The organism is Candidatus Schekmanbacteria bacterium (assembly GCA_003695725.1).
Classification (GTDB): domain Bacteria; phylum Schekmanbacteria; class GWA2-38-11; order GWA2-38-11; family J061; genus J061.
In genome coordinates this window covers 1-13,694 of the sequence record RFHX01000362.1, presented here as the reverse complement: position 1 = coordinate 13,694, position 13,694 = coordinate 1, and the positions used below count along the sequence as shown (strand labels likewise).

At 38.3% G+C, this 13,694-nt stretch carries 12 protein-coding genes; 9 read left to right on the top strand and 3 right to left on the bottom strand.

Annotated elements, in window-relative coordinates; translation table 11 throughout:
* Positions 1–277 precede the first annotated feature (277 nt).
* The 7 genes from D6734_13095 (at position 278) to ruvB (ending at position 8,453) form a co-directional block, all read left to right on the top strand.
* Entirely contained in the window at positions 278–1,108 is an 831-nt protein-coding gene (locus D6734_13095) for a PEP-CTERM sorting domain-containing protein (GenBank protein RMF92095.1), read from the top strand.
* Positions 1,109–1,278: 170 nt separating this feature from the next.
* Positions 1,279–2,538 carry an N-acetylmuramoyl-L-alanine amidase gene (locus tag D6734_13090; protein ID RMF92094.1) on the top strand — a complete coding sequence of 420 codons (1,260 nt, stop codon included), beginning with the start codon at positions 1,279–1,281 and terminating at the stop codon, positions 2,536–2,538.
* Between the two features lie 223 nt (positions 2,539–2,761).
* Entirely contained in the window at positions 2,762–5,407 is a 2,646-nt protein-coding gene (gene glnD / locus D6734_13085; protein RMF92093.1) for a [protein-PII] uridylyltransferase, read from the top strand.
* 52 nt (positions 5,408–5,459) lie between these two features.
* Positions 5,460–6,215 (top strand): YebC/PmpR family DNA-binding transcriptional regulator, encoded by a 756-nt coding sequence (locus tag D6734_13080; protein ID RMF92092.1) that lies wholly within the window; start codon positions 5,460–5,462, stop codon positions 6,213–6,215.
* A gap of 13 nt (positions 6,216–6,228) precedes the next feature.
* Positions 6,229–6,726 carry a crossover junction endodeoxyribonuclease RuvC gene (gene ruvC, locus D6734_13075; protein RMF92091.1) on the top strand — a complete coding sequence of 166 codons (498 nt, stop codon included), beginning with the start codon at positions 6,229–6,231 and terminating at the stop codon, positions 6,724–6,726.
* A 28-nt stretch (positions 6,727–6,754) separates the two neighbouring features.
* The gene (gene ruvA, locus D6734_13070; protein ID RMF92090.1) at positions 6,755–7,369 is read left to right on the top strand and encodes a Holliday junction branch migration protein RuvA; all 615 of its coding nucleotides are present in this window, start codon (positions 6,755–6,757) and stop codon (positions 7,367–7,369) included.
* 76 nt (positions 7,370–7,445) lie between these two features.
* The gene (ruvB, locus tag D6734_13065) at positions 7,446–8,453 is read left to right on the top strand and encodes a Holliday junction branch migration DNA helicase RuvB (protein ID RMF92089.1); all 1,008 of its coding nucleotides are present in this window, start codon (positions 7,446–7,448) and stop codon (positions 8,451–8,453) included.
* A gap of 199 nt (positions 8,454–8,652) precedes the next feature.
* Here the strand turns inward: ruvB and rimO are convergent, their stop codons facing one another.
* Both rimO and mnmA read right to left on the bottom strand, forming a co-directional pair.
* The gene (gene rimO / locus D6734_13060) at positions 8,653–9,984 is read right to left on the bottom strand and encodes a 30S ribosomal protein S12 methylthiotransferase RimO (GenBank protein ID RMF92088.1); all 1,332 of its coding nucleotides are present in this window, start codon (positions 9,982–9,984) and stop codon (positions 8,653–8,655) included.
* Positions 9,981–11,081 carry a tRNA 2-thiouridine(34) synthase MnmA gene (mnmA, locus tag D6734_13055; GenBank protein ID RMF92087.1) on the bottom strand — a complete coding sequence of 367 codons (1,101 nt, stop codon included), beginning with the start codon at positions 11,079–11,081 and terminating at the stop codon, positions 9,981–9,983. Before mnmA ends, rimO begins: the two co-directional genes overlap by 4 nt.
* 115 nt (positions 11,082–11,196) lie before the next feature.
* Between mnmA and D6734_13050 the strand changes: the two genes are divergently transcribed.
* The gene (locus tag D6734_13050) at positions 11,197–11,406 is read left to right on the top strand and encodes a hypothetical protein (GenBank protein ID RMF92086.1); all 210 of its coding nucleotides are present in this window, start codon (positions 11,197–11,199) and stop codon (positions 11,404–11,406) included.
* 53 nt (positions 11,407–11,459) lie between these two features.
* A complete protein-coding gene (locus tag D6734_13045) occupies positions 11,460–11,915 on the top strand; it encodes a transcriptional regulator (GenBank protein ID RMF92085.1) in 456 nt (151 codons plus the stop codon).
* 341 nt (positions 11,916–12,256) lie between these two features.
* Here the strand turns inward: D6734_13045 and D6734_13040 are convergent, their stop codons facing one another.
* Positions 12,257–13,693: a hypothetical protein gene (locus D6734_13040; protein RMF92084.1), complete on the bottom strand. Its 1,437-nt coding sequence runs from the start codon at positions 13,691–13,693 to the stop codon at positions 12,257–12,259.
* Position 13,694: the final 1 nt, after the last annotated feature.

Here is a 13,694-nt window from a genome sequence, read left to right as displayed (position 1 = left end):
GCTTATACCTATTATTTAAAGCTTTATTTGATTTAAGGGAGCGATATTTATGAAAAAAGTTATATTAGTTATTTTTATTCTCATTTTGGTTTCAGCAATTTCTGCAGAAGCTAATGTTTTTACTGTAATGCAAAATGGCGGTAGTCGTCTTGCCGCAACTCAATACACAGATGGTGGTTGGGGATGGCCCTTAAATGCCCCGCCAACTTACGAAAATATAATTGGTCCGATAGCTATGGGGTTGGCACAAGCATACAGGGTGACAGGAGATCCAGCTATGTTGTCTGCTTTACAAGATGCCGCTGCTTATTTCCAATCAAAACCCACAGGTTATTTTTCTCCATCAGACGGATACATTGCGGCGGAATTGGACAGCATTCTCGGCGGCACAGCAAATACTGATTTTGTGAAAGCTAATTTTTATGACCAGTTAGCCGCAGGCACCTATAACCGCAAAGGGCTTGGTACACTTTACGATACTGCTGGATATATAAACCTTATTAGGACATCGAGAGAAAGTCAGGGTATTGCAAATCTTGCGGCATGGGACATAGGCATTGGAATTGTTGGTGCGGCGGCTGTTGGCGCAGATACAACGGAATGGATCAATGGAACGAAAGCTGAAATCGATGAGCTCGATGGCAGTGCCTACTACGATGTGGTTGGGCTTGCCGGCGCAATATTTGGTCTTGCAACAGTCGGTGAAGATTATGACCCTATAGCAGGAGAACATGCCGCTGCAAGCAATATCAATGATCTTGCTGATATTTTGGCAAGTTATCAGATCGGTCTTTCAGGCGGTTTTACTTGGAATTCAAATTATTTGAATCCCAATGAAGGAAATGAAACTGTTCAAGAGACAGCATATGCTATTTTAGCCTTGAAGGAAGTTGGCGGATATGGCAATGTCATAGATAGGGCATCTCAGTATTTACAGTCTGTCCAGCTCTCAACAGGCGGATGGGAAAACTATGCAGGTGACGGAGAAAATAATGAGGTAACCGGTGAAGCGCTTTGGGCAATATCTGCAAATCCAGTACCCGAGCCTTCTACCCTTCTTCTTCTTGGGGCAGGTTTAGCAGGACTATATTTTTTTAGAAGAAAATAACAGCTGATCAAATCATCAAAAAATCCTCCACATTGTCTAAAATGTGGGGGATTTTTTTTAACTCGAAAGGATCAAAAATCCTTCATCGACTTCCCTTTTCTTGACAGCCCAGTCATAGATAAAGAATAATAATACTATTAGTGTAAATTAAAGCGTGAGCTTCTCAAAGAATGAAAATGAAAGTTAAATCGAAAAATATATCCCTTTTGTTTTTGGGAATAGCAGTTTTATGTTCTTTTTCTGCCTGTTCTTGGCTGGGTTTTCAAAGAAAATATGACCTTTCAAAACTTTCAAAAATTGAGCGAATAAGACATTTTTCAGGCAATGATTACAGCCGTGTCGCAATAGATATGAATAAGGGCGCAAGATATAAGGTGCATCGCGTAGATAAGTCTGACAGAATCTACATCGATATCTATGATTCCTATTTGTCAAAAGAGCTTATTGCCAAAAGATTTGTCATAAAAGACGGAATCTTGAAAAATGTACGCTCCCTTTATTACAAGCCTACGACAGTAAGGGTTATAATGGATGTTGAAGAGTTGCAGAATTACAAAGTCTTTTCTTTGAATAATCCCTTTCGCGTCGTTGTTGATTTTATGGGAATCAGAAGAGATGTTGCGAAAAATGAAAAAGTTTACAAAAAGCCGATTCTTCAAAAAAAGGGAACCAAAACTGTGAAAAAGGAATCTGGAAGCGTAAGTCTTCTTCGCCAGCTTGGCTTGGGTGTGAATACAATTGTCATTGATGCAGGGCATGGGGGGAAAGACCCCGGCGCAATTGGAATAAACGGCCTTCGTGAAAAGGATGTTGTTCTCGATGTAGCGAGGCGTCTTAAAAAACTGATTACAGAGAAATACAATCTCAATGTGATTATGACGCGTGATAGGGATATTTTTATCCCTTTGGAAGAGCGCACAGCAATTGCAAATGCTCGAGGCGCCGACCTTTTCATTTCGATTCACGCCAATGCAAGCAGGAACATTAGAGCTTCCGGGATTGAAACATATTATTTGAATTTGACAAATGACCCTTATGCTATCGAAGTTGCCGCCCGTGAAAACAGTGCAACGACGAAAAATATAAGCGACCTTCAGGACATACTTAAAGATTTAATGAAGAATACAAAAATCAGTGAATCCAGCACACTTGCGCGAATAGTGCAGAATCACCTGCCTGCCACACTTTCGCAAAGATACAGCTATATAAAGAGTCTTGGCGTAAAGAAAGCTCCTTTTTATGTTTTAATCGGGGCAAATATGCCAAGCATACTCGTTGAAATATCCTTTATAACAAACCCGAGAGAAGGAAGAAATCTCGCATCTCCCCAGTATCGCCAATTAATAGCAGAAGGTATATGTAATGGTATTTCTGAATATGTGTCTTCTCTTTCAAAATACAAAGGCAACCTCTATTCTTCCGGTAAATGAGGCGTATTAGACATCTTTGAAGTTTAATTCACCATTCTATCAGCTTATCCTAAAATTCATTGTTACCCTATGGAAAACTGATTTATAAAAATATCAGCTTTTGTGAGAAGGTATTGACTAAAGTAAGACTGTGATTTTTCTTAAATTGTGATAAAAGATAATTATATAATAGGAGTTTTGGGCATATATAGTAGATAAAGACAAGCATTTTGAAAGGCAGGAAATGATTGATGAAAAGATAGTATCGTATTACAAAGATAAGCTGCGCATAGGCACGGAAAAGATAAAAGAAATGCACTATGACGGTGCGCCGCCTGAATCTCTAAGTAATGCCATCAGCTGCCTCTGGGACGGGATTTTGAGAGATGTCTTTTTTGAGGTTGCAGAAAAAAAACATTTTACTTCAAAAATAGATACAGTTTCAGTTGTAGCCCTTGGAGGATACGGAAGACAAACACTCAGTCCAAAATCTGACTTGGACATTATGCTCCTTTTTTTTGAAGGGGGCGACCCTTTAATAAATTTCAATCAGGAAATTCTCCATATCTTGTGGGACATTGGATTTGACCTTGGTTACAGCATCAGAAGTACCAAGGATTGTGAAGAAATGGCACAGAATGATTTCAAGTCGATGACATCACTGCTTGAATCAAGATTTCTTTTAGGAAATGAAAAGTTTTTCAAGCAATTCATATCTAATTTCAGAAAAAAGATCATAAATAGGCGTATTGATGCTTTTCTTCGGGAAAAAATTCTTGACCGTAATGAGCGCTATGAAGAGGTTGGAAGGATCGTCCAAGTGCTCGAGCCAAATGTTAAAGAGGGGGCCGGCGGATTGAGAGATGTCCACACTATATACTGGATTTCAAAAGCGTCAGGACAAATCGAAACAATCAATGACCTCGATAAGATTCCTATTCTTTCAGCCGAGGAAAAGGAGACTCTTATTAAATCTTTTCGTTTCTTATGGAAGGTGAGAAATGATTTGCATTATCTTTCCACATCAAAAAATGATGTATTATCGATTCAATATCAATCCAAGATTGCTGAAAATCTTGGCTATAAAAGAATAGGCAACAAGCCGGCAGTAGAACATTTTCTCAAAGATTATTATTCGTCCGCAAAATCAATAGCCCAGATATGCACTCTCTACATCAGAAAAATGCTGAAAAAAAGAGCTCCCAGTGAGAAGAGGGAAAAGATTCTTCATCAAAAAAAGATGAAAAATGGACTTATCCTGATTGACAACAAATTGTATTTGCCCCGTGCAGGTGAACTTCCAAAATTTACACTTCTTTCATCGCTCTTCGAAGTTTTTAAATATGTTGAGCATCATAATGTTTTGGTTAGTGAAAGGTTGAGGAGATTCATCGCTTCAACTGTGAAGGATATAGAAGCTACCCCTGATGAGATGAAAAAATCGGCTTCAATTTTTCTCGATATTTTAAGTTCCAAAAAATCGATTACAGGGCTTTTGCGTTTGATGAATGAGTTGGGAGTTATTGGAAGATTGATTCCCGAATTTGAAGAGCTCGATTGTCTTGTGCAGTTTGACATTTACCACCATTATACAGTGGATGAGCACACCTTCCTTGCACTTGAAAAAGTTGATGAGCTTTTGACAGGGAAAACCATTTATGATGAACTTTTATACAATGTCTGCAGAATGATTAAGAGAATTGACCTTCTGCGCTTTGCAATTCTACTTCACGATATAGGAAAATCAGGTGGTAAAGGCCATGTTGAGAGAGGAGCAGAAATTACATCTAAAATTTTGGAACGCTTGGAGCTAAATGAAGATGATGCCGCTGTTGTTCAAAAACTTGTGTCAAACCATTTGTTGATGATGCACACAGCAGAAAAAAGAGATTTTTCCGATGATGTAGTGCTTGGGAATTTTGCCGATGCCGTTGAGAATGAAGAAGAATTGAGGATGCTTCTTATCCTTACCTATTCAGATATAAGCTCAGTTTCGCCTCATTCTTGGAATGATTGGCGAAAGGAATTGATCAAAACGCTTTATATTAAAACAAGCAAATTTTTTGAAAGAGGCCTTCATAAAAAGATTGTCCATGATGAAGAAAATCGCAGAAAGATGCAGAAGGTAATCGGCAAGGTAATACAAAAATCTGGCGGCACGATTACAGAAGAGGAGGTGAAAACCTTCTTGTCGAAACTTCCCCAGCGCTACAGCTTTTCAACATTTGCAAGCCGTATATATACCCATTATCTTTTGCTTAACGAGTTGAAGAAAGAAAACAAAGTATTGACTTGGAAGGCGCTTCAAAATGATAAAGCAGGAATAACCGATTTTCTGGTATGTTTCGAGGGTAAAGTTGGCTCATTTTCAAATCTTTGTGGAGTAGTTTCATCAAAAGGGATAGCTATTTTGGGTGCACAGATTTTTACGAATGAAGAAGGATATGCAGTTGACACCCTTCAGTGTACATTTATCAATGGCAAACCAGTTGATGATGATGAAGTCTGGGAGGAGGTATGTAGAGATTTGCAGGATGTTTTCGTGGGGAGGACCAAGATTGAAACAATATTAAGCAGAAAAAAAAGATACATAACAGACGGGAAATTTGATATAGTTAAAGTTGAGGATGTAGTCGAAATAGACAACGATTCGTCGGAAACAGATACCATTATAGAAGTGCAGGCAAAGGACAGATTGGGCCTCCTTTACGATATAACAAAGGTTTTAGCATTGATGAATCTTGATATTCGGCTTGCCCGCACAATTACAGAGGGAATTAGAGCTGTTTTAGTCTTTTATGTGGGAGATGAGAAGGGCAGAAAAATAAGAGATGAATTGTTCCTTGAGAAATTAAGGGATAATTTGAAGGAAAGTTTAGTTGAAAAATAGTTTATTATCTAACGAATCAATCATTCATTGGACAATTTTGGAGGTATGAAAGATGTCAGGACATTCAAAATGGTCAACAATAAAGCATAAGAAGAGTAAGGAAGATGCAAAAAGGGGAAAGTTGTTCACAAAACTGCAGAAAGAAATTATGGTTGCCGCCCGTCTTGGGGGTGGTGATCCTGAAGCGAATCCCCGCCTTCGCACAGCAATAGCTGCGGCGCGCAGTGCTAATATGCCTAATGACAATATACAGAGGGCAATCAAGAGAGGCACAGGCGAACTGCCCGGAGTTACATATGAACAGGCTGAATATGAGGGGTATGGTCCCGGAGGAATTGCCGTCCTTGTAGAATGCCTTTCTGACAACAAAAATAGAACAGTTGCTGAACTTAGAAACCTCTTTTCAAAGCACGGCGGCAATATTGGTGAAGCCGGATGTGTGAGCTGGATGTTTGAAAAAAAAGGACTCATTCATGTGGAAAAAAGCAAGGCAGATGAAGAAGCACTTATGGAAAAAGTAATAGAAGCCGGTGCTGAAGATATGAAAACAGAAGATGATATATATGAAATTGTAACGGACCTTGAAAGTTTTGAGTCTGTGAAGAAGGCTTTGAACGATGCTTCAATTCCAATGCAATATGCAGAGATTACGATGGTCCCTAAAAACACTGTAAAGGTTGACGGTGATAAAGCGCTTAAAGTACTTAAATTGATGGATGTCCTCGAAGACCATGATGATGTCCAACATGTCTATTCCAATTTCGATATTCCCGATGAAGTAATGAAAAATTTGCAGGATCAGATATGAGGCAGTCTGCCAAATGAGAGTATTGGGAATAGATCCGGGAACTGTCGTTACAGGGATCGGGATCGTTGAAAAAAATGGTTCAGGTATGGAATGTCTCTATGCCGGCAGAGTTAGAACTTCCGAAAAAAAAAGTCTGTCTCTGCGCCTCAATAATATTTTCGATGAATTGATCAAAGTTATAGAAATATATTCCCCTGATGAATCGGCAGTAGAAAACCTCTTTTTTGCAAGAGATGCCAAATCAGCTTTAAAACTTGGACATGCACGCGGAGTCGCTCTTCTTGCCATAGAAAAGAGCGGCATTCCTGTAGCCGAATATATGCCTACGGAGATTAAAAAATCCGTTCTCGGATATGGAAGAGGCACAAAAGAACAGGTCCAACATATGGTGAAATTGATGCTCAATTTGCCTGACAAGAAGATGCTTCCTGACATCACAGACGCTTTGGCTGTGGCTATCTGCCATATTCACAGCAGAGAAACGGAAGAACGACTGAAAATGGCAAGATGAACAAATTTTTGGAAGGGTGTGAAAAAGAGTGATAGGCAAGATTCGTGGAATCCTTGAGTCGAAGAAGCCCAATCAGGTATTGGTAGATGTCAATGGAATTGGCTATGAGGTGTTTATTCCTCTTTCTACATTCTATAAATTGCCTGAAGTAGGAAGTGAAGTATTGTTGGAAGTGCATACTCATATTCGCGAAGACGCATTTGAGCTTTTCGGTTTCTTTACGCCTCAGGAAAAATCGCTTTTCAAATCACTCATCAGTGTTTCGAAGATAGGACCGAAGTTGGCAATAAATATAATGTCTGGCGCTGAAACTGAAAAGATTGCAGAGGCGATAAGGGAAGGCGACATTATTCTTTTAAACTCTATTCCCGGCGTAGGGAAGAAGACTGCTGAGCGGCTCATATATGAGCTTCGGGACAAGATTTCAGCAGATATTTGTGAAGGGAGGAAAGCAGAAGAGGGGAAGGGAGTTTTAAAATCTAAATTGACGGATGATGTAGTTTCTGCCTTAATCAATCTGGGATATTCAAAGAGTATGGCTGAAAAAGCAGTTGCAAAGGCGTCTAAAAATGGTGCTGATGGCATTTCTGTTGAGGAGTTGTTGAAAGAATCGTTGAAGTATCTTGTAAAACATAGTGAATAAAATTTTTTTTATAAAAGCGTTATATTCTATAATATTAAAAGTCTTGGAGAAGAAATAATTTCGAAGAAATAGAACAATGAAGAAGGAAGAATTACAAATCGAAGAAAAAGAGCTTGACCTTACTCTGCGTCCTTCTGCCTTTGATGATTATGTTGGACAGCAGAATGTAAAGGAAAACCTCAAGGTTTTTATCGAAGCGGCAAAAAAAAGAGGGGAAGCCCTTGACCACTGCCTTTTTTGGGGACCTCCCGGATTGGGCAAAACTACCCTTGCTTATATAATTGCCCGTGAGATGGGTGTCAATATTAGAGCCACTTCAGGTCCTGTCATAGAAAGGCAGGGCGACCTCGTAGCTATACTTACCAATCTCAAAGAAAAGGATATTCTCTTCATCGATGAAATTCATCGTCTCAACAGGACGATAGAAGAAGTGTTATATCCTGCAATGGAGGACTTCGAGGTTGACATCGTAATAGGGCAGGGCCCTGCGGCTCGCTCTATGAAACTCAAACTTCCACGTTTTACTCTCATTGGTGCAACAACGAGGGCAGGACTTTTGACTTCACCATTGAGGGGAAGATTCGGAATAAAACATCGGCTTGATTTTTACAACGAGGATGAGCTTTCAGCCATTGTAAGCCGCTCAGCGAAAATTCTTGGTGTCAAGATCACTGATGAAGGAAGATATGTTATCGCTTCACGCTCTCGCGGCACTCCAAGAATCGCAAACCGCCTGTTGAGAAGAGTTCGGGATTACGCACAAATTGAAGGCGACGGAACAATAGACGAGGAAATTGCCAACAGCGCACTGAACAAACTCGAAATCGATTCCCAAGGGCTCGATTCTCTTGATAGAAAACTTTTGAAGGTAATAATTGAAAAATTTAATGGCGGGCCTGTTGGAGTGGGAACGATTTCAGCAGTAATAAATGAAGAGAAAGATACAATCGAGGATGTGTATGAGCCTTTTTTGATACAGAAGGGATTTCTTGAAAGGACTCCTCGAGGCCGCACTGCGACGAAGCTTGCATATACACATCTTGGCATCGAGCCTCCTCCAGACAATCAGACATCTCTTTTCTAACAGCCGATTCGCTCGAGTGTGATTGACAGATGGGTTTTTTGCGATTGCAAATTTGATTTCGTGATTTACATCTGTAATAAATGACAAATAAAAAAGAAGGATTTCCTACGCTATATTATTTGAAGAAAGATAAATAGGTAGTTTTTTTAAAGTGATGAATGAAGCAGTCATCTAAAAAAAATTATTTTTTCCTAATGCTTTAATCATTACAGACAGTTGCCCAAACATCGAAGTCGAGGGTGTCATCGATTTCTACCGTATAGATTTTTCCGCATTCAAGCTTTTCACCGCTAATGAATGCCATCCCATCTACTTCAGGGGCTTGTGAGCGAATCCTACCTTCATAGATATTCTTTTCAGATGTTTGTGCCTCGATAATTGCTTCACATCTTTTGCCTCTTAAAGAGGCAAGTTTTGCTGCAGATATCTTCTTTTGCACCTCTTCAATTTTCATTGCCCTTTCTTCTGCTTTTTCTAAGGGGATTTGCGGTGTGAGATTTTTCGCTTTTGTGCCTTCTTCCTTTGAGTATGCAAAGACTCCAATCCAATCGAGTTTCATCTCTTCGATAAATTCTATTATTCTTTCAAAGCGCTCATCTGTTTCTGCAGGAAAACCTGTGATAAATGTTGTCCTGAAAACTGCGTCAGGTATGATAGCTCTGATTCTGTTTATAGTTTCCTTTACCTCTTCGATTTTGTATTTTCTTTCCATCATTTGAAGAATCGTGTTGTCTGTATGTTGAATAGGCATATCGAAATAATTGCATATGTTCACTTTTGAGGCGATTGTTTCAATGAGTTTTTCATCTATTCTTGATGGATAAAGATAAAGGGGGCGTATCCATTTCAGATTTTCAATATTGCTCAATGCTGAGAGAAGACTGGCCAAATTCTCTCCTTCATTCTTATCTTTCCCAAATGAAGTCAAATCATTTGCAAGAAGGTTGATTTCCACTGTGCCGTTTCTTGCGAGATTTTCTGCTTCATTCAAAATTGATTCAATACTTCTTGACCGTAGATTTCCCCTGATTGCGGGAATGGCGCAATATGCACATCTGTTATCACAGCCGTCTGAAACTTTGATATAGGAAACTCCGGGCGGAGTAAGTTTTTTGCGCGGTATTGTATGGTCATATAAAAATTGTGATTTTCTACTAATAATGTCTCTTTTTCTTTTACTGCCCTTATAAAAATTGAGTATTTCTGGAATTTCATCAATCCCCAATATTTCGTCTATCTCGGGAATTTCAGCGGCAAGCTGTTGCCCATATCTTTCAGACATACATCCTGCCACAATCAATTTTTTGATGTTTCCATTCGTTTTTTCCAAAGCTGCTTCAAGAATTACATCGATTGATTCTTCCCGTGCCTTCTCTATAAAAGAGCAGGTATTGATTATGACAGTTTCTGCCCGAGCGGAATCCTCGACAACTTCTATCCCGTTGTTTTCGAGAATTCCTGCCAATACCTCTGAATCGACAGTGTTTTTGGCGCATCCAAGCGTGATTATCTTCACTTTTTCGCGTTTCATTTGGCTTCCTCTATAGTGCCTGCGCCCAAAACCATATCACCCCTGTAAAAAACTGCTTCTTGCCCCGGTGTCAATGATTTTTGAGGAGTGGTAAATCTTGCATTAAGTTTGTCTTTGGAAAGAGATACTATTTCTGCCGGCGCGCTGCTGCTTCTGTATCGATATTTGATTTCAACTTTATCACCTTTATTGGGAATATCCTTTTTGGAATGCCATATGAGGTTTCTTACAACCAATTCTCTTTTGTATAACTCCTCTTTGCTTCCAACGACAATTTCATTCTTTTTCGTGTTGATTCTTATTACATAAAGTGGTTTGCCTGCCGCAATACCCAAGCCACGCCTCTGTCCAATCGTATAATTTTCAATTCCTTTATGAGTGCTTATTACTTTCCCATCACTCGTTACAATATTTCCAGCCTTTCCTGTTGAATGGGGACGCTCTTTTTTCAGAAATTCCCTGTAATTGTTTGATGGCACAAAACAGATTTCCTGACTTTCTCTTTTTTCCCAAACCGGCAGTTTCCCTTTTTTGGCAATCTCCCTAACTTCATTTTTCTTTAAATTACCCACAGGAAAAATCAATTTTTGCAATATATCTTGCCCAATGCCTGCCAAGAAATAAGATTGGTCCTTGTTTTTGTCCACCCCTTTTTTCAACAAATATTCTCCATTTTTTTCATCTTTCACGATTTGTGCGTAGTGTCCTGTTGCAAGATAGGATGCACCTATTTCCATTGCTCGTTTAAGGAGATATTTGAACTTGATTTTTCTATTACAAAGAATGCAGGGATTAGGAGTGCGCCCTGAAAAATATTCATCGAGGAAATGTTCGATTACCTCTTCTCTGAACTCTTTTTCAAAATTTGCCACATAGAAGGGAATGCCAAGTTTTGACGCAACACGACGGGCGTCTTTAATATCCGAAATGGAACAACAGGTGCCAAAATCCTTCCCTGTGTAACAGGTTTGGTCATATAGCTGTAGTGATATCCCAATGACCTCATAACCTTTTTCTTTGAGAAGGTAAGCGGCAACCGAGCTGTCCACGCCTCCGCTCATTGCTACAACGACTTTTTTTGATTTCACTTCGTTCATATTGAATTGTCCAAATTTATTCCTTTATTTTTCTCACTCTTCTGATGCGGTCTATTATCTACATTTTTTCAGCTTAAAAATAAAGTCAGACCTTAAAAAATATCTAATAGACGAGATGGGTTTCTCCTTTGGCATAAAGACTTTATCAAGTACTCTCATTTGCGGTGAAAGTCTTGATTTTGTTCACGGCAAATATGTCGGATATTTCGATATTCATTATTGTGTATATGCTGACTGGAATGACAAGTTTTTGAGTAACAGCAAAGATAAAGATAGACCTACTGAAAAATTTATCAACAATACAGCCAAAAAAAGTTTATTTTAAGATTTAAATTATGTAATATGGACAAAAATTTAAAATAAAAAAGGAGGAGAGATATGCCGCAAGATAAAAACCAAGCGTTGGAGATGTTCAGGAAAAAATTTGAAACATACAAAAAGATTATGGATGCAGAAGGTGAGCAGAAAGCATGGGACACTCTTTTTGAGGGTTATCCTGAAAGGCAGAAGAAGAATATGGGACCACTGATTGAAAACACAACCCTTGCCGATGGCTTTTCTAAAGCAATTCCTCTCTATAAGCAGATTGGTATGGAGATGGAAGTAGTTGACATCTCAAATAAAGGAATTGATGCTGTCCTTGAGATTCAGAAGGTTTGTCCTGTAATGGGTATGGCGAAGGAATATGGTTTTGATGAGCCCTGCCATGTAATATGTGAAATGGATATTGAAGCAACAAAAGCGGCATTTCCGGGAACAAAAGGTGAAATCCTTTGCGCGCAGGCGCGCGGAGCGGCTGTTTGCCTTTTCAAATATGAAAGACCGGGCAAATAGAAGTTGAAAGGAAATTGTTCCCTAAAAAAATTTTTTGTTAGAGGTCAAAATATAGGGTTTGTGTCATATTGAATTGTTTGGAACATTGTCCCGAAGATTCATTAAAAGATTATAGTTCTGCTTCTACGCCATTCAAGATAATTGGAATCAAAAATCTTCAACCTTCTGACAATTGAAAGGACAGTTTATTTAATGGCTGAAGCGTGAGTGAAACTGTGTGTCTTCTATTCTCTTCTTGGTACTGAATGATAAAATATAAATTATCACCTGTAACACTGCTTGCGCTACAACATAGGGAGTTCGGAAATAGAAAAAAATAATTTTCTTCTTCTTTACTTCTTTTAGTTTATGTATCCTAAACTTTTAAGATTCTCAATACTTTTCCTATCTATGTATTTTACTGCCGGCGGTACATATATCTTTTTATAGAAATCCAAAAGATTCCTGAACCTTACTATTTCTGACTTAATTCTATTATCATTGCTGTTTATAAGATTGTTTCTTTCGTTAGGATCGTTTTTTATATCATAAAACTCTTCCCTTCCGAGATAGGGCGTTTCAATATACTTCCATTTTCTGCCTCTTATAGATTTTGCAAAAGGATCATTGGGCCATTTATTTTTTGCTTTGAGCAAATATTCGTTTACGCCATTTTCAAGATAAGGAGCTTTTCTCGTTGATTCGCTAAACACATATAATTGTTCTCTATTTGATCCTTTTTCGTTTTCTCCTACTAGTAGATTTGCAAATGATTTTCCTTCATATTCATCGGGAATTTTTATGCCTGCTAACTCTAAAATAGTAGGAGCGATATCTATATTACTTACAAGTTTATTTATTTTTATACCTGATTTTATTTTCGGCTCATAATATAAGATTAGAGGAATATGTATCGTTGTTTCATAAACTCTTGGAGAATGGTCTAAATAGCCATCATGTTCAAAGAAAGTTTCTCCATGGTCTGCCGTAAAGACAATAATTGTGTGTTGTAATTTCTCCTCACTTTGTAATTCAGAAAACAATTTTTTGAATTGATCATTTACAAATCGAATTTCACCGTCATATAACGCTTCTGCCTGTTTTTTGTCTTCATCACTAACTGTCTCGCCTTTAGCAAGTTTTGACCTTAGACTGTAAATTGATTTCATACCTCCATCAAAATTACCTCTGTAAGATGGATTGAATAATCTGGAGTAATTTGGAGGTGGAGAATAAGGCCAGTGAGGATCAATGTAATGTAAAAAAATAAAAAAAGGCTTTTTGGCAGAATATTCTTTTAAATATTTTATTACTGCATCTGTTGTTTTATTTGCAGCCCGTTCAATTTTTTGTTGACCAGGATACCTATTTTTATCAAATTTTTCATCATAGAGATCGAAATCTTGGTTAAAATTGAAATTACTGCTTAACGCATAAGAACTGACAAAGGCAGCAGTTGTAAATCCTTCATTCTTCAAAATCTTTTGAAGAGTTAAAAGATTATTGCTAAGAATATATCCGTTCCTCACGACGCCGTGTTTTCTTGGAATGAGAGATGTCAAGAGAGAAGTATGGGAGGGAAGGGTCGAAGGAGATACTGAAACTGCATTTTTTATCAGTGCCCCCCTTTCTGCAATACTATCTATAAATGGAGAAGTTTCAAATGGATAACCATAGCACTTTAAATGGTCAGCCCGCAAAGTATCTACAGATACAAGTAAAATGTTAGGATGTTTCAGAGTAAATCCCTTTTCTCGTCCACATCCTGTAATAATGAAAATCAAAAGGAGAAAACATATG

Excerpts from the sequence above, each read along its gene's own strand:
- mnmA (RMF92087.1), bottom strand. The coding sequence starts at position 11,081 with ATGAACGAAGTGAAATCAAAAAAAGTCGTTGTAGCAATGAGCGGAGGC.
- glnD (RMF92093.1), top strand. The coding sequence starts at position 2,762 with ATGATTGATGAAAAGATAGTATCGTATTACAAAGATAAGCTGCGCATA.
- rimO (RMF92088.1), bottom strand. The coding sequence starts at position 9,984 with ATGAAACGCGAAAAAGTGAAGATAATCACGCTTGGATGCGCCAAAAAC.
- D6734_13050 (RMF92086.1), top strand. The coding sequence starts at position 11,197 with ATGGGTTTCTCCTTTGGCATAAAGACTTTATCAAGTACTCTCATTTGC.
- D6734_13095 (RMF92095.1), top strand. The coding sequence starts at position 278 with ATGTTGTCTGCTTTACAAGATGCCGCTGCTTATTTCCAATCAAAACCC.
- D6734_13045 (RMF92085.1), top strand. The coding sequence starts at position 11,460 with ATGCCGCAAGATAAAAACCAAGCGTTGGAGATGTTCAGGAAAAAATTT.
- ruvC (RMF92091.1), top strand. The coding sequence starts at position 6,229 with ATGAGAGTATTGGGAATAGATCCGGGAACTGTCGTTACAGGGATCGGG.
- D6734_13090 (RMF92094.1), top strand. The coding sequence starts at position 1,279 with ATGAAAATGAAAGTTAAATCGAAAAATATATCCCTTTTGTTTTTGGGA.
- D6734_13080 (RMF92092.1), top strand. The coding sequence starts at position 5,460 with ATGTCAGGACATTCAAAATGGTCAACAATAAAGCATAAGAAGAGTAAG.
- ruvB (RMF92089.1), top strand. The coding sequence starts at position 7,446 with ATGAAGAAGGAAGAATTACAAATCGAAGAAAAAGAGCTTGACCTTACT.